The organism is Pseudomonas sp. MIACH (genome assembly GCF_001269925.1).
GTDB lineage: Bacteria > Pseudomonadota > Gammaproteobacteria > Pseudomonadales > Pseudomonadaceae > Aquipseudomonas.
Window position 1 is genome coordinate 80,668 of the sequence record NZ_LHVO01000046.1, and the last position, 24,584, is coordinate 105,251.

Consider the following 24,584-nt stretch of genomic DNA (forward strand, 5'->3'; position numbering starts at 1 on the left):
AAGAGGCGATGCAATGAGCAATCCGACAAAAGCCCGTAAACCTGACAGTACCGTTGATGCCTGGGCCATTCTGTTCTTGATCATTCTGGTGGTGGGAACTGCCGTTTTCTGGGTCAGCCACCAATAAAGGACGTTGATTGAGCCTCGATTGGTTTGGGCATTGCCACTATCATGGCGGCTTATTTTCGAGGCTCAAGCATCCATGTTGAAGGTGTTGATTACGTGTTTCTGGTTGCTGGGACCGACCTATGGGTTGATGGCCCATGCCACGTCGGTGGTGTTTCTCAATCCAGGCACGTCGACGGAAACCTTCTGGGTCAGCTACGCGCAATTCATGCAGGCCGCCGCCAAGGACCTCGGCCTGGATTTGCGTGTGCGTTACGGCGAGCGTAATCCCGACAACACGCTGCTCCAGGCGCGTGAGGTACTGCAAGGCAGCCAGCGGCCGGACTACCTGGTGCTGGTGAATGAGCAGTACGTTGCACCGCAGATCCTGCGCATGGCCGAGGGCAGTGGCGTCAAGCTGCTGGTGGTGAACAGCGCGCTGACCCCCGACCAGATGCAATTGCTGGGAACCCGCAGCGGCATCCAGTTGATCGGCAGCCTGGTCGCCGACGATGAAGAGGCGGGCTACCTGATGCTCCGCGACCTGTTGCGCCAGCACGGTCCGGTTGCGCCTGGCCAATCCCTCGACCTGCTGGCATTTTCCGGCTCCAAGGCCACCCCGGTGGCGCAATTGCGCGAGCGCGGCATGCGCCGGGCGCTGGCCGAGCATCCCGAGGTGCGCCTGCGCCAGCTGGTCTACGGTGAGTGGAGCCGCCAGCGTGCGTTCGAACAGGCGACGCAACTGTTCAAGCGCTACCCGCAGACGGCGCTGGTGTGGTCGGCCAACGATCAGATGGCACTGGGCGCCATGCAGGCGCTGCAGGCCACTGGGCGATCACCCGGCAAGGACACGTTGTTCAGCGCGGTCAACAGCTCGCCCGAGATCCTGCGGGCGCGCCTGGATGGGCGCTTGTCGAGTTTGGTCGCCGGGCATTTCACCGTCGGCGGGTGGGCCATGGTGCTGATCAATGATGATGCCAAGGGCGTGGACATATGCGCATACGGCGGGGGTGAGCGTCCGTTGGCGTTGTTCCAATTGATCAATGCCGGCCAGGCACGGCACTTGTTGGAGCCGACACCGTCGGTGAATTTTCGCGCGCTGTCCGCCGAGGGCAAGCCCACGTCCTATCGTTACCCGTTCAGCTTGCGTCTGTTGCTGCGCTAGACGCCGGCCAGGTGCAGCACCAGCTTGACGATCCCAAACAACGTCAGCGCAAACACCGCCGTGAACAGGATGCCCAGGATCACAAAGTGGCTGGGCTTGCCGTGGGTAAAGTCGCGGGCGCGATTCTTGCCACTCTGCACGCCAAACGCAGCGGCCACCACGCTGTGGAGCATCTGCCAGAAGGTAGGGGGCTTGTTGTTGGCTGGATCGTCCATACGTCCCTCGACACAAGGTGTGTGAGGGACAGCATAGACAATCCGTCAGGGCTTAGTTGTCGTAGCCCAGGTTCGGCGCCAGCCAGCGCTCGGTGACGGCCAGGTCCTGGCCCTTGCGCGCGGTGTAGCTGGTCACCTGGTCCTTGTCGACCTTGCCCACGGCAAAGTACTGCGCCTGCGGGTGGGCGAAGTACCAGCCGCTGACTGCCGCCGCCGGGAACATCGCGTAGTGCTCGGTGAGGAACACACCGCTGCGCCCGGCCTGCATTTCGCGGGCCTCGGGGTCGAGCAGTTGGAACAACTGGGCTTTCTCGGTGTGATCCGGGCAGGCTGGGTAACCGGGGGCAGGGCGGATACCGCTGTACTGCTCCTTGATCAGCGCCTCGTTATCCAGTTGCTCGTCCTTGGCGTAGCCCCAGTGCTCCTTACGCACCTGCTGGTGCAGCCACTCGGCACAGGCCTCGGCCAGGCGGTCGGCCAGGGCCTTGACCATGATCGAGTTGTAGTCGTCGCCCGCGTCCTGGTAAGCCTTGGCCACTTCTTCGGCGCCGATGCCGGCGGTGGTGATGAAACCACCGATGTAGTCGGTCACGCCGCTGTCTTTTGGAGCGACGAAGTCGGCCAGGGAGAAGTTCGGTTTGCCGTCGGTCTTGATGATCTGCTGGCGCAGGTGGTGCAGCCTGGCAATCGGCTGGCCGTCTTCGCCGTAGACTTCCAGGTCATCGTCCTGCACCTGGTTGGTCGGCCAGAAACCGAACACCGCACGGGCGCTGATAAGTTTTTCGTCGATCAGCTTCTTGAGCATTTCCTGGGCGTCGGCGTACAGCGCGGTGGCCGCTTCACCCACCACTTCATCGGTCAGGATGCGTGGGAACTTGCCGGCCAGGTCCCAGGAGATAAAGAACGGGGTCCAGTCGATGTACTCGGCCAGGACGTTGAGGTCGATATTGTCCAGCACCTTGGAGCCGGTGAAGGTTGGCTTGACCGGCGTGTAGGTGCTCCAGTCGAACTGCGGCTTCTTGGCGATGGCCGCCGGGTAGCTCAGGCGTTCGGTGCGCGCACTGCGGTTGGAGGTGCGCTCACGCACATCGATGTACTCCAGGCGGGTCTTCTCGACGAAGCCGGCCTTCAACTCCTTGGACAGCAGCTGGGTGGCCACACCCACTGCCCGGGAGGCGTCGGTGACGTAGATCACCGCGTCGTTGCTGTACTTGGGCTCGATCTTCACCGCCGTGTGTGCCTTGGAGGTGGTCGCGCCGCCGATCATCAGCGGCAGGTGGAAGTCCTGGCGCTGCATCTCGCGGGCCACATGCACCATCTCGTCCAGGGACGGCGTGATCAGGCCGGACAGCCCGATAATGTCGCACTTCTGCTCCTTGGCCACCTGCAGGATCTTCTCCGCCGGCACCATCACGCCGAGGTCGACGATGTCATAACCGTTGCAGCCGAGTACCACGCCGACGATGTTCTTGCCGATGTCATGCACGTCGCCCTTCACCGTGGCCATCAGGATCTTGCCCTTGGCTTCCGGCTTGTCGCCTTTTTCCAGCTCGATGAACGGGATCAAGTGGGCCACGGCCTGCTTCATCACGCGGGCGGATTTCACCACCTGGGGCAGGAACATTTTGCCGGCGCCGAACAGGTCGCCGACGATGTTCATACCGGACATCAGCGGGCCTTCGATCACTTCGATCGGGCGCGCGAACGACTGCCGCGATTCCTCGGTGTCTTCGACGATATGGGTGGTGATGCCCTTGACCAGCGCGTGTTCCAGGCGCTTGTTGACCGGCCAGCCGCGCCATTCTTCGGTCTCGGCCTCTTTTACGCTGCCGTCGCCCTTGTACTTGTCGGCGATGGCGAGGAGGGCGTCGGTGCCTTCCGGGGTGCGGTTGAGGACTACATCTTCCACGGCATCGCGCAGCTCGGCCGGGATCTGGTCGTAGATCTCCAGCTGGCCGGCGTTGACGATACCCATGGTCAGGCCGTTGCGGATCGCATACAGCAGGAACACCGAGTGGATCGCCTCACGCACCGGGTTGTTGCCACGGAACGAGAACGACACGTTGGACACGCCACCGGAGGTCAGCGCATACGGCAGCTCGTCGCGGATATAGGCGCAGGCGTTGATGAAATCGACGGCGTAGTTGTTGTGTTCTTCGATACCGGTGGCGACCGCGAAGATGTTCGGGTCGAAGATGATGTCTTCCGGCGGGAAGCCGACTTCATTGACCAGGATGTCGTAGGAGCGCTTGCAGATTTCTTTCTTGCGCGCTTCGGTGTCGGCCTGGCCGGCTTCGTCGAACGCCATCACCACCACCGCCGCACCGTAGCGCTTGCACAGCTTGGCGTGATGGATGAACTGCTCGACGCCTTCCTTCATGCTGATGGAGTTGACGATGCCCTTGCCCTGGATGCACTTGAGGCCGGCTTCGATCACTTCCCACTTGGAGGAGTCGATCATGATCGGTACACGGGAGATGTCCGGCTCGCCGGCAATCAGATTGAGGAAGGTCACCATGGCCTTCTTCGAATCGAGCATGCCCTCGTCCATGTTGATGTCGATCACCTGGGCGCCGGCTTCCACCTGTTGCAGGGCGACTTCCAGGGCTTCGGTGTAGTTGTCTTCACGGATCAGACGGGCAAAACGCGCGGAACCGGTGATGTTGGTGCGCTCGCCGACGTTGACGAACAACGAGCTGCGATCAATCGTGAACGGCTCCAGGCCCGACAGGCGGCAAGCCTTGGGGATGTCCGGGATCGGGCGCGGCGCGTAGCCGGCAACGGCCTTGGCGATGGCTTCGATATGGCCCGGGGTGGTGCCGCAGCAGCCGCCGACGATATTGAGGAAGCCGCTCTGGGCGAACTCTTCGATGACCTTGGCGGTTTCCGACGGCAGCTCGTCGTACTCGCCGAATTCGTTGGGCAGGCCGGCGTTGGGGTGCGCGGACACGTGGGTGTTGGCTTTGTTGGACAACTCTTCCAGGTACGGGCGCAGCTCGCTGGCGCCGAGGGCGCAGTTCAGGCCCACGGAAATCGGCTTGGCGTGGGCCACCGAGTTCCAGAACGCTTCGGTGGTCTGGCCCGACAAGGTACGGCCGGAGGCGTCGGTGATGGTGCCGGAGATCATGATCGGCAATTCGATACCGAGCGCTTCGAACACGCCCTGCACGGCGAAGATCGCGGCCTTGGCGTTGAGGGTGTCGAAGATGGTCTCGATCAGGATCAGGTCGGCACCGCCCTCGATCAGGCCCTGGGTGGCCTCGGTGTAGTTCTCCACCAGTTCATCGAAGGTAACGTTGCGGTAGCCGGGGTTGTTCACATCGGGCGACAGCGAGCAGGTGCGGCTGGTCGGGCCGAGGACGCCGGCAACGAAACGCGGCTTGGCCGGGTTCTCGGCGGTCTTGGCATCGGCGATCTTGCGTGCCAGGCGTGCGCCTTCGACGTTCAATTCATAGGCCAGCTCTTCCATGCCGTAGTCGGCCATGGAGATGCGGGTGGCGTTGAAGGTGTTGGTTTCGAGGATGTCGGCACCGGCATCCAGGTAGGCCTTCTCGATCCCGCCGATCACGTCCGGGCGGGTGAGCACCAGCAGGTCGTTGTTGCCCTTGACGTCGCTCGGCCAGTCGGCGAAGCGTTTGCCGCGGTAGTCATGTTCTTCCAGTTTATAGCTCTGGATCATCGTGCCCATGCCGCCGTCGAGGATCAGGATGCGTTCCTTGAGGGCGTGGTGAAGGGCTTGCAGACGAGCGCTACGATCGGACATGGGACTACTCTGGTCAGGCATTACGGAGGGCGTGGATCATAGCAAACCTGTGCAGATTTGCGGCATGCCCGGGATTTGCATGAATATCGCTCATGTTGGTAGGGAGTATGGCCCGGTAGAATCACCGCCACTTTTAATCGCACGCATTGAATCGGGACCGGATACATGTCACTTCGTCTTATCGTCAGCGCCGTCCTGGCATTGATAGCCAGTACCGCTCTGGCGGAAGGTCTCGCTTCGGCGATCTCTTATACCCGCGACATCCAACCAATCTTCACCGAGAAATGCGTGGCCTGCCATGCCTGCTACGATTCTGCCTGCCAGCTCAACCTGGGCAGTGCCGAGGGCGCGGCGCGGGGCGCCAGCAAGATGCCGGTGTACGACGGCGAGCGCAGCCAGGCCACGCCCACCACCCGTTTGTTCTATGACGCCTTCGGCCAGCAGGCCTGGCAGCAGAAGGGCTTCTATTCGGTACTCGACGCCCAAGGCAGCCAGGCCGCATTGATGGCGCGCATGCTGGAGCTGGGGCATACCGCAGCGCTCAAGCCCAATGCCAAGTTGCCCGAAGAGATCGTATTGGGCCTGAATCGCGAAAACATGTGCGCCACGCCCGGTGAATTCAACGCCTATGCCGGCGCCCATCCCAAGGAAGGCATGCCCCTGGCGGTCACCGGCCTGACTGACCAGCAATACCAGACCTTGCAACGCTGGCTGGCGTCCGGCGCACCGATCGATGCGCAGGGCTTGGCGCCGAGCGCCAGGGAAGCCCTGCAGGTGCAGCAATGGGAAAACCTGTTCAACCAGCCCGGCGCCCGGGAGAGCCTGGTGGCGCGCTGGTTGTTCGAGCATCTGTTCCTGGCCCACATCTATTTCGAGGGCGGCGAGCCGGGGCATTTCTTCCAGTGGGTGCGTTCGCGCACGCCGAGCGGCCAGCCGATCGACCTGATTGCCACGCGCCGACCCAACGATGATCCAGGCACCCGCGTGTACTACCGTTTGTGGCCGGTGCAGGGTGTGATCGTGCATAAAACCCACATCACTTACCCGTTCAGTGCCGAGAAAATGGCACGTATAAAAGCGTTGTTCTACGCCGGAAACTGGCAGGTCAATGCCTTGCCGGGCTACGGGCCGGGCCGTCGAGCCAACCCATTTGAAACGTTCGAGGCGATCCCGGCCAAGGCGCGTTACCAGTTCATGCTCGATAACGCCGAATACTTCGTACGCACCTTTATTCGCGGGCCGGTGTGCCGTGGGCAGATCGCCACGGACGTGATCCGCGATAATTTCTGGACTCTGTTCCAGGACCCGGACCATGACCTGTACATCACCGATGCGCGTTATCGCGGCCAGGCCACGCCGTTGCTGGCGATGCCGGGGCAGAACGACGACGTGGGCAGCGTGCTGAGCCTGTGGCTGGCCTATCGTGACAAGCGCAATGAATACGAGGCGCTGCGCCGTGACAGCTACGCCGACCTGCCGCCACCGAGTTGGTCGAGCCTGTGGGCGGGCAACGACAATGCGTTGCTGAGCATCTTCCGCCACTTCGACAGCGCTTCGGTCAACAAAGGCCTGATCGGTGAGGTGCCGCAGACGATGTGGCTGTTCGATTACCCACTGCTGGAGCGCACCTATTACCAGTTGGCGGTCAACTTCGACGTGTTCGGCAACGTGTCGCACCAGGCCCAGACCCGCCTGTACTTCGACCTGATCCGTAACGGCGCCGAGCAGAATTTTCTGCGCCTGATGCCGGCCAACAGCCGCGACGACTTTATGGATGACTGGTACCAGAACAGCGGCAAGCTCAAGCTGTGGCTGGATTATGAGGCCATTGACGACGACAAGCCGACGGGCCTGCATCTGGATAAAAAAGACCCGAAGCGTGACTTCGCCAATCAGTTGCTCACCCGCTACGGCGACCTGAACGTCAGCCCGGACCCGATCAACCGTTGCGCCGGGGCGTACTGCTCCCGTGATGGCGTCGACTCGGAGTTGCAGGGCGCGGAGCAGGCGCTCAGTCGCCTGACCTCACGCCCGGCGGCGGGGCTCAAGGTGATCGACCAGTTGCCCGAAGCCACGATGCTGCGCGTTGAAACCGCCAGCGGCCAGCGTATGGTCTACAGCATGCTGCGCAACCGCGCCCACAGTAACGTGGCGTTTCTGTTAGGTGAGGCCTATCGCTATCAGCCGGGCCTGGACACGCTGACCATCTACCCAGGCGTGCTCAGCAGCTACCCGAACTTCATGTTCAATATTCCGGCGCGGGAAGTCCCCGAGTTTGTCGCCGAAATGGAGCGGGCCAAGGACGCCAACCGCTTTGAGAAAATCGTCGATCGCTGGGGCGTGCGCCGCAGCCACCCGTTGTTCTGGCAGTATTTCCACGATTTGTCCGTGTACATCCGCGAGACCACACCCGTGGAAGAAGGGGTGCTGGATATGAACCGCTATGAAAACCTCTGACGGGAGCGAGAGTCTTTTCCGACAAAATTACTCGGACTTTGTACCTGCGTAATATTTTGGCGTAAACTGCCGGCAAGCCTGTGAGGAGTTTCCATGACTGCCATAACCATTACCGACGCCGCCCACGATTACCTGGCTGACCTGCTGTCCAAGCAGAACACCCCGGGTATCGGCATCCGCGTCTTTATCACCCAGCCTGGCACCCAGTACGCCGAGACGTGCATTGCCTACTGCAAGCCAGGTGAAGAGAAACCTGAAGACACCGCCCTGGGGCTGAAAAGCTTCACCGCGTATATCGACAACTTCAGCGAAGCCTTCCTGGACGATGCCGTGGTTGACTACGCCACCGACCGTATGGGTGGCCAATTGACCATCAAGGCGCCTAACGCCAAGGTGCCGAACGTCAACGCTGATAGCCCGGTCAACGAGCGCATCAACTACTACCTGCAAACCGAGATCAACCCGGGGCTGGCCAGCCACGGCGGTCAGGTGAGCTTGATCGATGTCGTGGAAGACGGGATTGCCGTATTGAAATTCGGCGGCGGCTGCCAGGGCTGCGGCCAGGCGGACGTGACCTTGCGTGAAGGCATCGAACGGACCCTGCTGGAGCGTATTCCGGAGCTCAAGGGCGTCCGTGACGTGACGGACCACACGCAGAAAGAAAACGCCTACTACTGAGTAAGGCGTTCACTGCGAACAAAAAACGGCGCCCGTGAGCGCCGTTTTTTATTATTAAAATTCAAGCGGTTATGCAATCTATCTGGCAAGGAGGATTAAGTGTGGGAGGGGGCTTGCTCCCGATAGCGGTGCCTCAGTCGACTCATGAGCAGGCTGACACACCGTCATCGGGGGCAAGCCCCCTCCCACGTTTTTTATTGTATTTATTCATTTGAATCAATGCGTTATAGGTTGTTCGTGAAGTAAATAATCAAGGTCGATAAAAATGCGCATGCCCCGCCCGATACAGCGACGACTCACTGAAACTATCACTCGCCAGTACCCGACCTACCACAATCAGCGCCGTGCGCCGAAAGCCCTTGGCGGTGACTTTGTCGGCAATATCGCTGAGCGTGCCAACCGCCCAATCCTGATCCGGCCATGTCGCCCGGTGCACCACGGCAATCGGACAGTCCGCGCCATAGTGCGGCAGCAGTTCGGCGACGATCTTTTCCAGATGATTGACCCCCAGGTGAATCGCCATGGTCGTGCCATGCCGGGCCAGGCTGTCGAAGTCTTCCCCGGCCGGCATGCTGGTTTTATCAGCGTAGCGGGTCAGGATCACGCTTTGGGCGATGTCCGGCAGGGTCAGTTCGGTCTCCAGCAAGGCTGCGCAGGCGGCCACCGCCGTGACGCCGGGAATGATCTGAAATGGGATGCCCAACTCACGCAAATAACGGATCTGCTCGCCAATCGCGCCATACAGGCTCGGATCGCCGGAGTGCACCCGTGCCACGTCTTGGCCATTAGCGTGGGCGGTCTTGATCAGTTCGATAATCTGTTCCAGGTGCAGTTCAGCGCTGTTGACCACTTGTTGCGCCTGATGACCTTCCAGCACCGCCGCCGGCACCAGCGAGCCGGCATAGATGATCACCGGGCAACTGCGGATCAGGCGTTGGCCTTTGACGGTGATCAATTCCGGATCGCCGGGGCCGGCGCCGATGAAGTAGACGGTCATGGAGAATTCCTGTGCAAAAGCGGGCGAGCATGAAGATTGCTCATGATCGGGAAGGGCGATTATCGGGATTTTAGCCGGCGCAGGCCAATGCAAAGGTGGCCTGGGCGGTTTTCTGGCGGGTGATCAACAAGCGGGCAGGGCCGCCGCAGAGCTGTTCGGCCAGGGCCAGGGCGGCACTTTCGGCGACGCCGTAACAGCCGGTATGGGCAAACGCGACCGCCGATTTGTGGCTCAGCCGGGCTTCGTAAACGGCCAGTTGCCCGGCGCTGAAGCACTGCAAGGGCAGTTCGAGCAGTCGGGCCAGGGCGAGTAACCCAGGCTCGTCCTGTTTACGGTCGATGCTGGCCAGTGCCGTGACACGCTGGCGCTCGACCCCGCCCTCGGCCAGGGCGCTGTCGAACAGGTCCAGCAGGGTGTCTACATCACAACCCCGCTGGCAACCCAGGCCGACCACCAGGGTCATGCCGAGTATTGATCGTCGCGGTTGCGGCGGAACAGCCAGGCGCTGATCAGGCCCAAGGCCAGCCAGAACGCCACGTTGGTCAACTGCGAAGCGATCTTGAACTGTGCTTCGAGGGCTTCCGGAGCCAGCATCGAATGGGTTTCCGGCTGCGGCGCGCCGATCACATGTGGCACCACGAGGATCGCCGCGCCCAAGACTTTCAGCAGCCAGTTGCGACCAAACACGATCAGGGCAATACCCACAGCCGTCGAGGCAGCGGTGCCGATCCACCAGATTTGCCGTTGCGCCAGGTCAGCGGCGGCAGTGCCCGGCAGCTCCGGTGGCAGGCCCAGGGTGGGCGCCAGCACAAAGGTCGCGTAACCGGCCAGGCCCCACAGCAAGCCTTGGGCCGTACGGGTCGGTGCGCGCAGGGTGTAGAGGCCGGCCAGCATCAGGGCGAAGCCGACGGCCACCACCAGGTTGCCGCCGGTGGTCGACAGCACGCGCTGCCAGCCGTCTTCCGGCTCCCAGGCTTCGGCGTCGTGGGAGTGTGCAGCGGCGCCAGCGGCGTGCTCGTGCACGACTTCGGTCGCGGCCGGGGCTTTTTCAAAGGTTTCCGCCTGCAGAATCAGCGGAGCGACCCAGAAGCTTTGCAGCAAGGTCAGCAGCAGGGCGGCCAGCAAGCCGGTGAACCCTGCGGTTTGTGCAATACGCTTGATCATGTCGGCAGGCCTCAGTGGCACGGGAACGCGGCGCTGTGGCGGGTATCGTGGGCAGCGTTGTGCACCGCCTCGATGTGCGAGAAACCGGCGAAATACACCAGGCACGCGCCGAGGATCGACGCACCGATGGCGGCGGTCAGGCGTTGGCTGAGGGTGGCGGAGCTGCTGGCGGTGTGCGAGGTGCTGCTGATGATCGACATGGCGCGTCCCTTTCAGGTGTCAGGGTGAAACGAGCGCATGCAAACCCCGCGAGCCAGGCACGCAGGGTTTTAACAGCGCCCGCCCACCGCGGGTTTGTTATTGGATGTTATTCGGGCCGGTCTCCGGGCTTGCGAGGGACACTGGGTCTAGAAAGCGTCGCCTTCCCATGCCGTACAGGCACAGTGGATCTGACGCTTCACTCGCTTACCGTTGCGGGGGCAGCACCGGACTCGTCATAAGGCTATGACTCACCGGTTTCCCGTTTCACCCTGTGAAGGGCACCCGAAACAAGATGTGTAGGAGAGCATGGGCGATGATTTGAGTCAAATGTGGTGGCCAGGCGCCGCTTATGAAGTGTGGAATATGAAAAATACAATTACCTGGTCGTGTTATCGGAGTTTGATGAAAAAAGCAGTTTCAAAAAGCCTGCACGTCGTTGAGTATGCCCATTCCTTTTGCCTGTATTGCAATGTCGCGTTGCCCCGTTTACTAAGGAGAAGTGGTTCATGACCATCAAGATCGAGGGAGTGATCGCCAACAAGATTGGCTTTGCGTCCCACCAAAACGCTGTCCCAGTTCTACGCGAACTGAATCGCCCCGGATTCTCTAGACACCTTGCAAGCTCATTGCGTAACGCTTTTCAAACTCTACCGGTGACAGCTGATTGTTGAAACCATGGCGGCGTTTTACGTTGTAGAACATCTCGATGTAATCGAACACATCACTACGAGCATCTTCCCGCGTGATGTAGATTTTTCGCTTGATCCGTTCCCGTTTTAGAAGCTGGAAAAAGCTCTCGGCCACGGCGTTGTCATGACAGTTGCCTCGGCGACTCATGCTGGCAACCAAATTGTTTGCGCTCAAAAAGCTGCGCCAGTCGGAGCTGCTGTACTGGCTGCCCTGGTCGGAATGAACCATCACCTCTTGCTTCGGTTTACGCCTCCAAACCGCCATCAACAACGCATCAATAGCCAAATCACTGGTCATCTGCGCCTTCATTGACCAGCCAACGACCTGACGAGAAAACAGATCCAGCACCACCGCCAAATACAACCAGCCTTCATACGTACGAATGTAGGTGATGTCGGTGACCCAAACCTTGTTGGGTTCCACGACATCGAACTGGCGCTTCAGCAAATTGGGTGAGGCGACCGCTGGCTTACCGCCGTACTTTCCAGGGCGGCGTCGATAACCTGTCTGAGAGCGCAGCCCTTCAAGACGCATCAGCCTTGCCACGCGATGGCGCCCGCAAACTTCACCGACCTCGCGCAGATCGTCATGGATTTTGCGATAGCCATAAACGCCGCCACTTTCCAGCCATGAATGCTTGATCAAACCCAGCAGTCGCTGGTTGTCTTTGGCGCGTGCAGATTGCGGCTCAGACAACCAGGCGTAATAGCCACTTGGATGGACTTTCAGCGTCAGGCAAAGCCGTCGAATGGAATAGTCGCCGGCTCGCTGCTTGATAAAGGCGTACTTCAACCGCACTCCTTGGCAAAGTACGCGGCGGCCTTTTTTAAGATATCTCGCTCTTCAGTGACGCGCTTGAGCTCCGCTCGCAGACGACGCAGTTCAGCGTGTTGATCATCGTCTTGCTGTCGTTCTTCTAGAGGTTTGCTGTAGCGCTTTATCCAGGCATAGAGGCTATGCGTCGACACACCAAGACGTGCTGCCACCTCAGCGACAGGCAGCTTCTTTTCGGCCACTTGATTGACCGCTTGGATTTTGAATTCTTCGGGATAACGTGGGTTGCTCATGGCACCTCCTAATTGGCCTCAGTTTAAGGCAAAGAGGTGTCTACGAAACCCGAGGCGATTCAAACTGACGGTACACAATGATGGTGAGGCGGATTACAACGATCTTGAGTTGGAGCTGGTGGCTGACCCGCCTTTCCTGGAAGGAAAGGTTTGGCGTCTTGATCGTCTAGGCAAAGATTCAACCCTGCATATTTCAGATCGCAATCTGACATTGAATGCCGGCTATTTGGCTGATCTTGCTGAAAGCCTGGCTGCAACGCTTGTTCTGCGACTTCGCTGCAAGGACGAGGTTCTGGCTATTCAGACCTTTTCTGTGGAGCTTCTCGCGAAAAATGAGTGGGGTGGTGTGAATGCCATGCCGGAGCTATTGCCTGCGTTCGCGATGCCAAATGACCCAGCAGTTGATCGGATACTCAAGTCGGCATCGGACGTACTGCGTCGAGCTGGCAAACCGGATGGTATTGATGGATACGAGCGTAAGTCCCGAGCTCGAACATGGGAGCTGACTTCCGCTATTTGGTCGGCAGTTTGCGGGCTGAGACTGAGTTATGCGCTACCGCCTGCAAGCTTTGAAACCCGTGGACAAAAGGTTAGGTCGCCGGGACTTGTCTTGGACGGACGCGTAGCTACGTGCTTGGACACTGCGCTTCTGTTCGCTGGAGCGCTGGAGCAGGCCGGCCTCAATGCGCTGCTGATTCTGACCAAGGGTCATGCGTTCGTGGGTGTCTGGCTTCAGCCTCAAGAATTCTCCCAGTTAATTACTGATGAAGCGGCTGCGGTGCGTAAACGCATTGATTTGAAAGAAGCACTGGTATTTGAAACCACTCTAGCCACTCAGTTTCCGGTTCCGAGCTTCAGTCAGGCAATCAATGCTGGTGAGCGACAAATCAATGATGAAGATTTCATCATGGCTGTTGATTTGCATCGCGCACGTATGCAGCGCATCCGACCTCTCGCAACTTCAGTGTCTGCCATCAAACCGGATGCTGACCAAGAGGCGGCGACTGTGCTTGAGGGCTTGGAGATCGCTCCGGCACTGCCACCATTTGACGTTGAGATGTCTACCGATTCGGATTCGCCCGCCGGTAAGCTAACGTTATGGCAACGCAAACTCTTGGATTTGACCACCCGCAATCGGCTCCTGCATCTGCCGGACAGCGCCAAGGGTGTGCGGCTAATTTGTCCTGATCCAACTGAACTGGAAGATCAGTTGTCCAGCGGTAAACGCATTCGAATTGTCTCGGTGCCTGACCTTGCTGCTGGTGGTAGAGATGCTGCGCTGTATGAGCAGCAGAATCGTGAAAACCTGCGCGACGAGTATGCGAGGTCGGCTCTGGCCAGGGGGGAGGTGCTCGCTACACTTGAGAAAGCCAAGCTTGAAGTCGCCATGATCGACTTGTATCGCAAGGCCCGAAGTGATCTCGATGAGGGCGGCGCGAATACCTTGTTTCTCGCCTTGGGCTTTCTGAAATGGAAAAAATCCGCGGATGACCAGAAGAGCTATTCAGCTCCGTTGATTTTGCTGCCGGTCAAACTTGATCGTAAAAGTGCGTTGTCCGGCGTGACGATGACGTTGCTGGAAGATGAGCCGCGCTTCAACTTGACCTTGCTTGAGTTACTGCGACATGACTTCGAACTGGTTATCCCTGGTTTGGATCGTGAGCTACCAACGGATGACAGCGGTATTGATGTGGCTGGTATCTGGAACATCGTGAGACGCGCTGTCAGGGATGTGCCGGGATTTGAGGTCACTACAGAACTCGTACTGGGGACATTTTCATTCGCCAAGTACCTTATGTGGCAAGATTTGGCAGCTCGTTCAGAGCAGCTGCTGAAGAGTCCGATGGTCAAGCACCTGTTGGAGCGAAGCCTAGGCGGTGACAGTTATGCGACCTCTGGAGAGTTTCCGCAACCCCACGAGTTGGATCGAAAGGTCAACCCTGCGAATTTATTTACCCCACTACCAGCGGACTCCTCTCAACTGTCTGCTGTGGTTGCGTCATCCAGTGGTTGTGATTTTGTACTCGATGGGCCGCCAGGCACAGGTAAATCCCAAACTATTGCCAACATGATTGCGCACAACCTTGCGCTTGGACGAAGGGTGTTGTTTGTTGCTGAAAAGATGGCCGCGCTTGATGTGGTGTATAGACGGCTTGAAGAAAAGGGGCTGGGCGAGTTTTGCCTCGAGCTTCACTCGAGTAAGACGTCCAAGGTTGAAGTACTTAAGCAGCTCGAACGCGCCTGGGATGTTCGTGATGCGCTGAGTGCGGATGAATGGGCTGACGAAACGGCCAAGCTGCATAAGCTGCGAAACCGGCTCAATCAAGTTGTCGAGTTGCTCCATCAACGCTCACCTAACGGTCTGTCGGTGCACCTAGCCATCGGGCGGGTAGTACGGGATTGGAACGAGTCGTTGCCGCGATTGACGTGGCCGTCCGGAACGGTTCACGACTCGCACACTTACTTGATGATGAAAGAGTTGGCGCGACGTCTCGACTTGAACAGTCAGGCCGCGCGTGAGCTGTCGAAAGATTTTGCACTGATGGCGCCTACAGATTGGTCGAATGGATGGCAAGAGGCGATTGTCGCTGCCGCACAAGAGATGCCAGATAAAATCGAACGACTCAAAGTCGCCGGTGCCAACCTTCTCAAGGCAACGAGCCTCCCGCTCGCTGTCGAGAGTACTGAGGATTTCGAGCAGCTTGTACGGTTTGTCACCTTGCTGATTGATGCCCATGGCATTGATCTCTCATTTGTCTTCACGCTGAATGTCAGTGCCAAGATCAGCTCGGCAAAAAAAGCATCGCAACTTTTGGCTGATTATCGATCAATCGAAAGTTCGCTCTCTGTCCGGTACAGCGAGGGTGTATGTCGCACGCTCGAGCTTGCCGTATTCAAGGAGGAATGGAGTCGGGCCAAGGAAAAGTTCTGGTTCTTCGCAACCCTGGGTAAGAAAACAGTTGCCAAAAATCTGGCCGGCGCAGGTGGCGCGGTAGGGCTGCCGGACGTCGAAGCCGATCTGCCCAAGCTCAATGAAATGCAAACCTTGCTCGCCGCTCTGGATGGAGTGTCCTCAGAATTGAGTACAGTGCCTGGGTGGAGCGGTTTGGCTAGTGATGGTGTGGCCATGACCGCAGCCTGTGAGTTGGGCGAACGCTTAAGGGCTATCATCAGTTCAAGTGCGCAATCGCCAGAGCACCTGATTTCCCTTAGGGAGACGACTGAAAAACTGGTCGTGAAAGCCAATGAGCTATTGGGTGCAGGTGGTTTTATTTCTTCCGCGTTGCACGTATTGAAGGATGTACTGGGGGACTTTAATCAGGGAACCCAACGTTTTTACGAACTTTGTAATCGACCCTGCGAGGCCAAGCTGTCAATCGAAGCACTGTTTGATGTGTCCAGTGCAGTCACTCGACAATCCTCAAAGCTGAAGGCTTGGTGCGACTGGTGTCGAGTCAGGGACGAGGCGCTGGCAGTGGGACTGCAACCCCTAAGCGACGCTCTGGCGGCAAATGCATTGCCCGAGGGAGGCACCCTGAGTGTGTTCGAAACAGCTTATGCGCGCTGGTTTGCAACTGGGGCGATTGACGCAGAACCATTGTTGCGCAACTTCGTTCCTGTTGAGCACACCAGCGATATTGAAGCGTTTGTGCGCTTGGATGACGATTTATCTAGGCTTACTGTGCGTTACATTCGCGCGAAACTTTGTGGCTCGATTCCATCGAAAAATGACATCGGTAAACAAGGTGGTTTTGGTGTCTTGAAGCATGAGTTGCAGAAGTCTCGACGTCACAAACCGGTGCGTCAATTGGCTGTGGAAATGGGTGATGCGTTACCTAAGCTCGCGCCATGCATGCTGATGAGTCCGTTGTCGATTGCTCAATACCTTCCTGCGGATCTCCAGCTTTTCGACCTAGTGATCTTCGATGAAGCATCGCAGATAGCACCTTGGGATGCCATTGGCTCTATTGCCAGAGGCAAGCAAGTGGTGATTGCGGGCGACCCTCGGCAAATGCCGCCGACCAACTTCTTCAATCGTGCGGCATCCGCCTCTGAAGACGACACTGCGGAAGATATGGAAAGCATCCTCGACGAATGTCTGGGTGCAGGTATCCCAAGTCACAGCCTCAGTTGGCACTACCGTAGCCGTCACGAGAGCTTGATCGCATTTTCCAATCATCGTTATTACGACAGCAACTTGATTACGTTCCCAGCCGCGCAAACGCGTGCGAGCACGGTCGAATGGCGACGTGTTGACGGCGTGTATGCGAAGGGCAAGGGTCGTAATAACCAGGCCGAGGCCGAGGCCATCGTCGCCGAAACGGTTAAGCGCTTGATGGATCCGGCCTTTATCGCTGCGGGTCATACGATTGGCATCATCACGCTTAACAGCGATCAACAACGACTGATTACTGACCTGCTGGATAAAGCGCGGCAACAGTTCCCGCAAATTGAGCCGTTTTTTCAAGATGATCAACCTGAACCGGTGGTAGTCAAAAACCTGGAAACCGTACAGGGCGATGAGCGCGATTTGATTATGCTCGGCATTGGGTATGGGCCAACGGAACCCGGTGCTCAGGTCATGTCGATGAACTTCGGTCCCCTGAATAAAGAGGGCGGCTGGCGTCGATTGAACGTAGCAATAACCCGCGCTCGCCGGGAAATGCTGGTCTTTTCATCTTTTGATGCTTCGATGATCGACTTGAATCGCACCAATGCAAGAGCCGTACGTGATCTAAAACACTTCATTGAGTTTGCCCAGCGTGGGCCGAGAGCGTTAGCCGAAGCGATACAGGGCTCGGTGGGTGGATACGACTCTCCCTTTGAAGAAGCTGTCGCCCAAGGTTTGAGACGCAAAGGCTGGCAAGTCGTTCCGCAAATTGGCGTATCCCGCTTCCGTCTTGATTTGGGCATCGTGCATCCAGACCGCCCCGGTGATTACCTTGCTGGCGTCGAATGTGATGGTGCGACTTATCACAGTGCGGCGACGGCGCGCGACCGTGACAAGGTGCGAAGCGCGATTCTGCAAGGTTTGGGCTGGAAGCTGGTGCGATTGTGGTCCACAGATTGGTGGATCGACAAGTCCGGAGCTCTTGATCGTCTGCACGCAGCTCTTGAAGCGCTGCTGGTTGAATCCCGGGCTACCCCTGAAGTGGTTGTTTATGGAGAGCAGCAGGTATTCATTCCACCTTTGACACTCGTCGGTAGTGATTCATCTCTATCCGTCCAGGATCAGGCAGAAGATATCGTTGCAGCTTCTGTGAGTAGCCTGGCGATAAACGAGCCTCCGGAGCTCAAAGTTGCCAGGGCAGCCTCGGTTTCAGCCCATCCTGCTGTCAAAGGTGAATATCGAGTCACGGACTTCACCAGTGTGAGTGAAAGGATTCGCGCGGATGCGTTTTACTCGGAGGCGTATGATCCGGTTCTGAAAGACCTGATTTCCCATGTGCTGATCCATGAAGCACCGATTCTGGATTCACTGTTGGTACAGCGAATTGCAAGGGCGCATGGATTTCAACGGTCCGGTCGCTTGATCCGGGAGCGTGTTCTCGAATTGACCGAGCAGCATCACCATTTGAAAAGCGACCCGGTGGAAGGGCAGTTCGTCTGGCACTCGCAAAGCGATGTGTTGAACTGGAATCTATATCGAACACCAGGCGCACTTGACGATGCCCGTTCTGTCGAAGAAATAGCTGCTGAAGAGTTGCTGTTAGTGGCGTCTTTGATTTCAGCGGGTGACCAGCCTTTGGAAATTGCCAAGACATTTGGTGTGAAGCGTTTGACGAGTGCAGGGCGTGAGCGGATCGAGTCAGTCGTAAGGTCTGCTACTGATTTCTAATCACGAGGTATAGCGTGGGGGTAAGCCATCTCGGTCGTCTCTTCGAGGATAGTCACTTGAAAGTCGCCGACATTGACCATCCCCCGCGCACTGCGTAGCCTTGCACCTTCGAGGTTCTTCGGCCCACGCCGAAGCTAAGAAGGGAACGCGGTTCAAGCCGCGGCTGCCCCCGCAACTGTGAAGGGTTTATCTGACTGCCACGCCACTGCCACTGCGGCGGGAAGGCGCAGCCAGCGCCGGTCGCAAGACCCGCAAGCCCCAAGCCAGGAGACCTGCCTCGTAACCGATTTTCCAATTCAACCGGGCGGGGTGATCCGGTGACGAAATCTGCTGCTGCGCGCCGCCGCAGGGCCTATCGTCCCGTATGCCCGCCCCAAAGGGCATCCGATGAAAACACTGGCCAAACTTCCCGTCACCATCGTTACCGGCTTCCTCGGCTCGGGTAAAACCACCTTGCTGCGCCATATGCTCGACAACGCCCAGGGCCGTCGTATTGCGGTGATCGTCAACGAGTTCGGCGAGCTGGGCATCGACGGTGAGATCCTCAAGCAGTGCTCCATCGGCTGCACCGAAGAAGAGGCCAACGGCCGCGTGTACGAGCTGGCCAACGGCTGCCTGTGCTGCACGGTGCAGGAAGAGTTCTTCCCGGTGATGCGCGAACTGGTCGCCCGTCGTGGCGACCTCGACCATATCCTCATCGAAACCTCGGGCCTGGCCCTGCCAAAACCGTTGGTACAGGCCTTCCAGTGGCCGGAAATCCGCAGCGCCTGCACGGTTGATGCGGTCATCACCGTGGTCGACAGCCCGGCCGTGGCCGCCGGCACGTTCGCCGCGTTCCCGGATCAGGTCGATGCCCAGCGCAAACTCGACCCGAACCTGGACCACGAATCGCCGCTGCACGAGCTGTTTGCCGACCAACTGGCCAGCGCCGACCTGGTAATCCTCAACAAATCCGACCTGATCAGCGCCGAAGACCTGGCCCGTGTACGCCTGGAAGTCGCCGAAGAACTACCACCAGCGGTGAAGATCATCGAAGCCAGCAGCGGTCGCCTGCCGTTGGACGTATTGATCGGCCTGGGCGCGGGTTCCGAAGAACATATCGATGCTCGCCATAGCCACCACGATCATCATCACGAAGGTGAGGACGATCATGATCACGATGCCTTCGATTCCATCTCCATCGACCTGCCGCAAGCCGACGAAGCACTGCTGCTCGGCGCCCTGAACCAGTTGGTGGTTCAGCACGGCATCCTGCGCGTCAAAGGCTTCGCCGCCATCCCGAACAAACCGATGCGCCTGCTGATCCAGGGCGTGGGCACGCGTTTCGATAAGCACTTCGACCGCGCCTGGGGCGCTGATGAACCGCGCGTCACGCGGCTGGTGCTGATCGGCCAGGAGCTGGACGCAGCGGGCCTCGAAGCGCAACTGCGCGCTGCCCTCAGCGTTTAACCCATGCACCTGCTCAGGACTCAGCCCGGTGGTTTCGTCGCGGACGACAATATTGCAGACCTTGGCCAAACCCCCGCCGAACTGGTGATCCTGTGCAGCGGCGATTCCAGCCTGGCGCTGCTGGCCGAAGCCGCCCAGCAGTTGCCCGAGGATTACCCCAGCCTGCGCCTGGCCAACCCGATGCAGGTGCAGAACCATGCCTCGGTTGACCTGTATGTGGATGAAGTGCTGCGTCACGCCAAGGTCATCCTGATTTCGCTGCACGGCGGCATCGGTTATTGGCGCTATGGCATCGAGCGTCTGGTGGAGCTGGCCGAGCGCGGCGTTACGCTGATCCTGGTGCCGGGGGATGATCGCCCGGACCCGGAGCTCAGCGGCCTGAGCACGGTGAATGCCGAACAGCGCGACCGCCTGTGGCACTTCCTGCGCCAGGGCGGTCTCGCTAACGCGCTGGATTTTTTCCGCTGCCTGGCCAGCGGCTACTTGGACCGCGATTACCCGTGGGCCGAGCCGCAGACCTTGCCGCGCACCGCGATCTATCACCCGCACAAAGCCAACCCTCGCCTCAATGACTGGCAGACCGATTGGCACGCGGATTGGCCCGTGGCAGCGGTGCTGTTCTACCGCTCGCACTTGCAGGCGGCCAATACCGGTTTTATCGATGTGTTCTGCCAGCGCTTGCAGGCGGCGGGCCTTAACCCGTTGCCGATGGCGGTGGCCAGTTTGAAAGAACCCGGCTGCCTGACGGTGGTCGAGGACCTGCTGGATGAGGTCGGCGCGGCGGTGATCCTGAACACCACCGGTTTTGCCCAATCCAGCCCCGAAGCCCCGCATCTGCGCCCGTTTCGCCGTAATATCCCGGTGATCCAGGCGATCTGTGCCCAGGATAACCAGCCCGGTTGGCAGGCCAGCGAGCAAGGCCTTGGCCCGCGCGACCTGGCGATGCACATTGCCTTGCCCGAGTTGGACGGGCGGATTATCAGCCGGCCGATCAGCTTCAAGGATCTGGCCTGGCGCAGCGAGCGCAGCCAGTCGGACGTGGTGTGCTACCGCGCAGCGCCCGAACGCATGAATTTCGTCGCTGAACTGGCGCGCCGTTGGGTCGAGCTGGCACGGGTGCCGAATGCGGATAAACGCATCGCCCTGATCCTCGCCAACTACCCGACCCGCGACGGCCGCATCGGCAATGGCGTGGGCCTGGACACCCCGGCTGCCGCGCTGAATATCCTGCGCGCCCTGCAGGCCGAAGGTTATCCGGTGCCGGATCAACTGCCCGAGAGCGGCACTGCGCTGATCCATGATCTGCTCGGCGGCGTCACCAACGATCTCGACAGCCTCGACCTGCGCCCCTGCCATCAAAGCCTGGGCCTGGATGACTACGAGGCGATGTTTCAGCGCCTGCCTGAGTCCAATCGCCAGGCGGTGCTGGAGCGTTGGGGCACGCCGCAAAACGATCCGATGTTCCGCGACGGCCGCCTGATGATCGCGGGCCTGCGCCTGGGCCTGACCTTCGTCGGTATCCAGCCGGCCCGGGGTTACCAGGTGGATGCCAGCGCGGTGTATCACGACCCGGACCTGGTGCCGCCCCATGGCTACCTGGCGTTCTACCTCTGGTTACGCCACACCTACGGCGCCCATGGCGTGATCCATGTGGGCAAGCACGGCAACCTGGAATGGCTGCCGGGCAAGGGCGTGGGGCTCTCGGAAAACTGCTGGCCGGATGCGCTGCTGGGGCCGCTGCCGAACATCTACCCGTTTATCGTCAACGACCCGGGCGAGGGCGCGCAGGCCAAGCGGCGCACCCAGGCGGTGATCATCGACCACCTGATGCCGCCGCTGACCCGCGCCGAAACCTACGGGCCGCTGCGCGACCTTGAGCTGTTGGCAGACGAATACTACGAAGCCCAACTGCTCGATCCACGCCGGGCCCGCGAGCTGCAAAAAGACATCCTCAAACTGGTGCGCGAAACCCGCATCGACCAGGAGCTTGAACTGGATGGCGACGCCGATGCGGCGATCTGGCTGCCGCGCCTGGACACCTACCTGTGTGACTTGAAGGAATCGCAGATTCGCGACGGCCTGCATATCTTTGGCGAGTCGCCGCAGGGGCGCTTGCGGATCGACACGTTGCTGGCCTTGTTGCGTATCCCCCGTGGCGATGGCCGTGGCCCGCAATCGAGCCTGCTGCGCGTGGTGGCCAAAGCCTTCGAATTGGACTTTGACCCGCTGGACTGCGCCCTGGCCGAACCGTGGACCGGACGCCGCCCGGCGGTGTTGCAGACGATCGATACGCAGTTGTGGCGTACCGCCGGTGATACCCGCGAGCGCCTGGAACTGTACGCTGCGCGACTGATCGAGCAGGCGCTGGAAGGGCCGGTCGAGCAACTTGAAGAGCCTGGCTGGGAGGATGTGAAGGCAGTGATAGAAAGCCTGCGCATCGTCGTGGCGCCGCGCTTGGACGCCTGTGGCCCGGCGGAAATGCGCGGCTTGCTGGATGCCCTCGGCGGGCGTTTTGTGCCCGCAGGGCCAAGCGGCGCGCCAAGCCGCGGGCGCCTGGATGTGCTGCCGACCGGGCGTAATTTCTTCACCGTCGATGTGCGCAACCTGCCCACGACCACCGCGTGGCGCATCGGCTTCCAGTCGGCCAACCTGATTCTTGAGCGGCACCTGCAGGACCACGGCGACCACCTGCGCCAACTCGGCCTGTCGGTGTGGGGCACGGCCACCATGCGCACCGGTGGTGACGACATCGCCCAGGCCATGGCGCTGATGGGCGTACGGCCGGTGTGGGCCACCGGCAGTCAACGGGTGGATGACTTTGAAATCCTGCCGATCAGCCTGCTGGACCGCCCGCGCGTTGACGTCACGCTGCGCGTGTCCGGATTTTTCCGTGATGCGTTCGCTAACCTGATCCGCCTGTTCGACGCGGCGGTGCAAGCGGTGGCGGCCCTGGATGAACCGGACGACATGAACCCGCTGGCCGCCAAGGTGCGCAGTGAGCGGGCGGCGTTGCTGGCGTCCGGGTTGGATGACGAAGCAGCGGCGAAACAGGCCGGCTGGCGTATCTTCGGGGCCAAGCCCGGTGCCTATGGCGCCGGCGTGCAGGGCGCCATTGACGGGCGTCTTTGGCAAAGCCGCGAGGACTTGGCCGAGGTCTACCTGAACTGGGGCGGCTACGCCTATGGCGGATCCGATGAAGGCACCGCCGCCCGCGAGCAGTTCGCCCAGCGCCTGAGCCAGGTGCAGGCGGTGTTGCAGAACCAGGATAACCGCGAGCACGACCTGCTCGACTCCAACGACTACTACCAGTTCCAGGGCGGCATGCTCGCCGCCGTGGAAACCCTGAGTGGCGACAAGGCCGCGAGCTACCATGGCGACCACAGCCAGCCGGACCTGCCCAGGATTCGTACCTTGAAGGAAGAGCTGAACCGGGTGATCCGTTCCCGCGCCGCCAACCCCAAGTGGATCGAAGGGGTGAAGCGCCATGGCTATAAAGGCGCGTTCGAAATGGCCGCGACCGTGGACAATCTGTTCGCCTTCGACGCCACCACGGCGCTGATCGACGATCATCAATATGCTTTGCTTGCCGACGCCTACCTGCTGGACCCTGACACCCGCGCGTTTGTGCAGCAGCACAACCCCGCAGCGCTGCGCGACATGACCGAGCGCATGCTCGAAGCCCAGCAGCGTGGCCTGTGGCAGGAGCCGGGGGCGTACCGCGAGGCGCTGGAAAACCTGTTGCTGGATATAGAAGAAGACAGCTGATGACTGATACTCCGCATTTCCCACTGTCCGCCGTGGTCGGCGCCGATGAGCTGAAACTGGCGCTGTGCCTGACCGCCATCGACCCGAAGATCGGCGGCGTGCTGATCGAAGGCCCACGCGGCATGGCCAAATCCACCCTGGCCCGTGGTTTGGCGGATCTGCTGGCCAGCGGGCAGTTCGTCACCTTGCCGCTGGGCGCCACCGAAGAGCGCCTGGTGGGTACCCTGGACCTGGATGCCGCGCTGGGCGAAGGCCGCGCGCAGTTTTCCCCTGGCGTGCTGGCCAAGGCCGACGGCGGCGTGTTGTATGTGGATGAAGTCAACTTGTTGCCTGATCACCTGGTGGACCTGTTGCTCGACGTCGCCGCCAGCGGCACCAACCTGATCGAACGCGACGGCATCTCCCATCGCCATTCGGCGCGCTTTGTACTGATCGGCACGATGAACCCGGAGGAGGGCGAGTTGCGCCCGCAACTGCTGGACCGCTTCGGCTTCAACGTGGCGCTGAGTGGGCAGACGGTGCCGGCCGAGCGTGGGCAGATCATCCGGCGTCGCCTGGATTTCGACAGCGACCCCGCCGCTTTCTGCACGCAATGGGCCGAACAACAGGCGGCGTTGCGCGAGCGCTGCACCCAGGCGCGGGCGCAGTTGGACAGTATCGAACTGGATGATCAGGCCTTGGCGCAGATCACCGAGCGTTGCTTTGCCGCAGGTGTCGACGGCTTGCGGGCTGACCTGGTCTGGCTGCGCGGCGCCCGGGCCCATGCGGCGTGGCGGGGCGCGGATAGAATTGCCGAAGAAGACATCGAAGCGGTGGCGGAATTTGCCTTGCGCCACCGTCGCCAAGAGCAATCCCCACCGGCCAGCCCACCCCATCAAGGGCAGTCACCGACACCCTCGGACACGTCGCCCGGCCAAGGCCAATGGGGCGACATGCCCGCGCCGGCCCTGCCCACGGGCACTCGCCGAGACGTGCCTGCCTGGCCAAAAAAGCCCTAGGCGTTCGCCCCCGACCTGACGCGGGGGCGGA

At 60.1% G+C, this 24,584-nt stretch carries 13 protein-coding genes, 1 pseudogene and 2 riboswitches; of the genes and pseudogenes, 7 read left to right on the forward strand and 7 right to left on the reverse strand.

Annotation, left to right across the window (positions count from 1 at the left end):
* Positions 1-202: 202 nt before the first annotated feature.
* On the forward strand, positions 203-1,270 hold the full coding sequence (locus tag AD670_RS17520) for an ABC transporter substrate-binding protein (RefSeq protein ID WP_053134971.1): 1,068 nt from the start codon (positions 203-205) through the stop codon (positions 1,268-1,270).
* Here AD670_RS17520 and AD670_RS17525 read toward each other — a convergent pair.
* Positions 1,267-1,485 carry a DUF2970 domain-containing protein gene (locus AD670_RS17525; RefSeq protein ID WP_053134974.1) on the reverse strand — a complete coding sequence of 73 codons (219 nt, stop codon included), beginning with the start codon at positions 1,483-1,485 and terminating at the stop codon, positions 1,267-1,269. The two genes, AD670_RS17520 and AD670_RS17525, sit on opposite strands and share 4 nt — an antisense overlap.
* A gap of 52 nt (positions 1,486-1,537) precedes the next feature.
* A complete protein-coding gene (gene metH / locus AD670_RS17530; RefSeq protein ID WP_053134978.1) occupies positions 1,538-5,248 on the reverse strand; it encodes a methionine synthase in 3,711 nt (1,236 codons plus the stop codon).
* A 165-nt stretch (positions 5,249-5,413) separates the two neighbouring features.
* Between metH and AD670_RS17535 the strand changes: the two genes are divergently transcribed.
* Together AD670_RS17535 and nfuA are read left to right on the forward strand one after the other, a co-directional pair.
* Positions 5,414-7,705 (forward strand): fatty acid cis/trans isomerase, encoded by a 2,292-nt coding sequence (locus tag AD670_RS17535; protein ID WP_053134981.1) that lies wholly within the window; start codon positions 5,414-5,416, stop codon positions 7,703-7,705.
* A 93-nt stretch (positions 7,706-7,798) separates the two neighbouring features.
* A complete protein-coding gene (gene nfuA / locus AD670_RS17540; RefSeq protein WP_017136914.1) occupies positions 7,799-8,383 on the forward strand; it encodes a Fe-S biogenesis protein NfuA in 585 nt (194 codons plus the stop codon).
* Between the two features lie 250 nt (positions 8,384-8,633).
* On the opposite strand, the gene cobM is transcribed toward nfuA, so the two are convergent.
* From cobM to AD670_RS17565, 5 genes are all read right to left on the reverse strand, one after another.
* Positions 8,634-9,380 (reverse strand): precorrin-4 C(11)-methyltransferase, encoded by a 747-nt coding sequence (gene cobM / locus AD670_RS17545; protein ID WP_053134983.1) that lies wholly within the window; start codon positions 9,378-9,380, stop codon positions 8,634-8,636.
* Between the two features lie 70 nt (positions 9,381-9,450).
* On the reverse strand, positions 9,451-9,843 hold the full coding sequence (locus tag AD670_RS17550) for a cobalamin biosynthesis protein (protein ID WP_053134986.1): 393 nt from the start codon (positions 9,841-9,843) through the stop codon (positions 9,451-9,453).
* On the reverse strand, positions 9,840-10,544 hold the full coding sequence (locus tag AD670_RS17555; protein ID WP_053134990.1) for a CbtA family protein: 705 nt from the start codon (positions 10,542-10,544) through the stop codon (positions 9,840-9,842). The genes AD670_RS17550 and AD670_RS17555 overlap by 4 nt, the downstream gene beginning before the upstream one ends.
* 11 nt (positions 10,545-10,555) lie before the next feature.
* Positions 10,556-10,744: a CbtB-domain containing protein gene (locus AD670_RS17560; protein WP_027606475.1), complete on the reverse strand. Its 189-nt coding sequence runs from the start codon at positions 10,742-10,744 to the stop codon at positions 10,556-10,558.
* Positions 10,745-10,840: 96 nt separating this feature from the next.
* Positions 10,841-11,046, reverse strand: a riboswitch (cobalamin riboswitch).
* A gap of 305 nt (positions 11,047-11,351) precedes the next feature.
* A protein-coding gene (locus tag AD670_RS17565; protein ID WP_100490110.1) for an IS3 family transposase occupies positions 11,352-12,502 on the reverse strand; the annotation gives its coding sequence in 2 pieces (ribosomal slippage) (positions 11,352-12,268 and positions 12,268-12,502; 1,152 coding nt in all).
* A 61-nt stretch (positions 12,503-12,563) separates the two neighbouring features.
* Here AD670_RS17565 and AD670_RS17575 point away from each other — a divergent pair.
* The 4 genes and pseudogenes from AD670_RS17575 to AD670_RS17590 all read left to right on the forward strand — a co-directional run.
* A pseudogene (locus AD670_RS17575) lies at positions 12,564-18,341 on the forward strand (DUF3320 domain-containing protein); the annotation flags it as partial.
* A gap of 94 nt (positions 18,342-18,435) precedes the next feature.
* Positions 18,436-18,636: riboswitch (cobalamin riboswitch) on the forward strand.
* Between the two features lie 92 nt (positions 18,637-18,728).
* Positions 18,729-19,790 (forward strand): cobalamin biosynthesis protein CobW, encoded by a 1,062-nt coding sequence (gene cobW / locus AD670_RS17580; RefSeq protein ID WP_053134998.1) that lies wholly within the window; start codon positions 18,729-18,731, stop codon positions 19,788-19,790.
* Between the two features lie 3 nt (positions 19,791-19,793).
* Positions 19,794-23,555: a cobaltochelatase subunit CobN gene (gene cobN, locus AD670_RS17585; RefSeq protein ID WP_053135002.1), complete on the forward strand. Its 3,762-nt coding sequence runs from the start codon at positions 19,794-19,796 to the stop codon at positions 23,553-23,555.
* Positions 23,555-24,553, forward strand: coding sequence for an ATP-binding protein (locus tag AD670_RS17590; protein WP_053135005.1), 999 nt, complete (start codon positions 23,555-23,557; stop codon positions 24,551-24,553). The genes cobN and AD670_RS17590 overlap by 1 nt, the downstream gene beginning before the upstream one ends.
* Positions 24,554-24,584: the final 31 nt, after the last annotated feature.

Bases quoted from the DNA above. Each gene is read 5' to 3' on its own strand.
- AD670_RS17520 (WP_053134971.1), top strand. From the start codon at position 203: ATGTTGAAGGTGTTGATTACGTGTTTCTGGTTGCTGGGACCGACCTAT.
- AD670_RS17525 (WP_053134974.1), bottom strand. From the start codon at position 1,485: ATGGACGATCCAGCCAACAACAAGCCCCCTACCTTCTGGCAGATGCTC.
- metH (WP_053134978.1), bottom strand. From the start codon at position 5,248: ATGTCCGATCGTAGCGCTCGTCTGCAAGCCCTTCACCACGCCCTCAAG.
- AD670_RS17535 (WP_053134981.1), top strand. From the start codon at position 5,414: ATGTCACTTCGTCTTATCGTCAGCGCCGTCCTGGCATTGATAGCCAGT.
- nfuA (WP_017136914.1), top strand. From the start codon at position 7,799: ATGACTGCCATAACCATTACCGACGCCGCCCACGATTACCTGGCTGAC.
- cobM (WP_053134983.1), bottom strand. From the start codon at position 9,380: ATGACCGTCTACTTCATCGGCGCCGGCCCCGGCGATCCGGAATTGATC.
- AD670_RS17550 (WP_053134986.1), bottom strand. From the start codon at position 9,843: ATGACCCTGGTGGTCGGCCTGGGTTGCCAGCGGGGTTGTGATGTAGAC.
- AD670_RS17555 (WP_053134990.1), bottom strand. From the start codon at position 10,544: ATGATCAAGCGTATTGCACAAACCGCAGGGTTCACCGGCTTGCTGGCC.
- AD670_RS17560 (WP_027606475.1), bottom strand. From the start codon at position 10,744: ATGTCGATCATCAGCAGCACCTCGCACACCGCCAGCAGCTCCGCCACC.
- cobW (WP_053134998.1), top strand. From the start codon at position 18,729: ATGAAAACACTGGCCAAACTTCCCGTCACCATCGTTACCGGCTTCCTC.
- cobN (WP_053135002.1), top strand. From the start codon at position 19,794: ATGCACCTGCTCAGGACTCAGCCCGGTGGTTTCGTCGCGGACGACAAT.
- AD670_RS17590 (WP_053135005.1), top strand. From the start codon at position 23,555: ATGACTGATACTCCGCATTTCCCACTGTCCGCCGTGGTCGGCGCCGAT.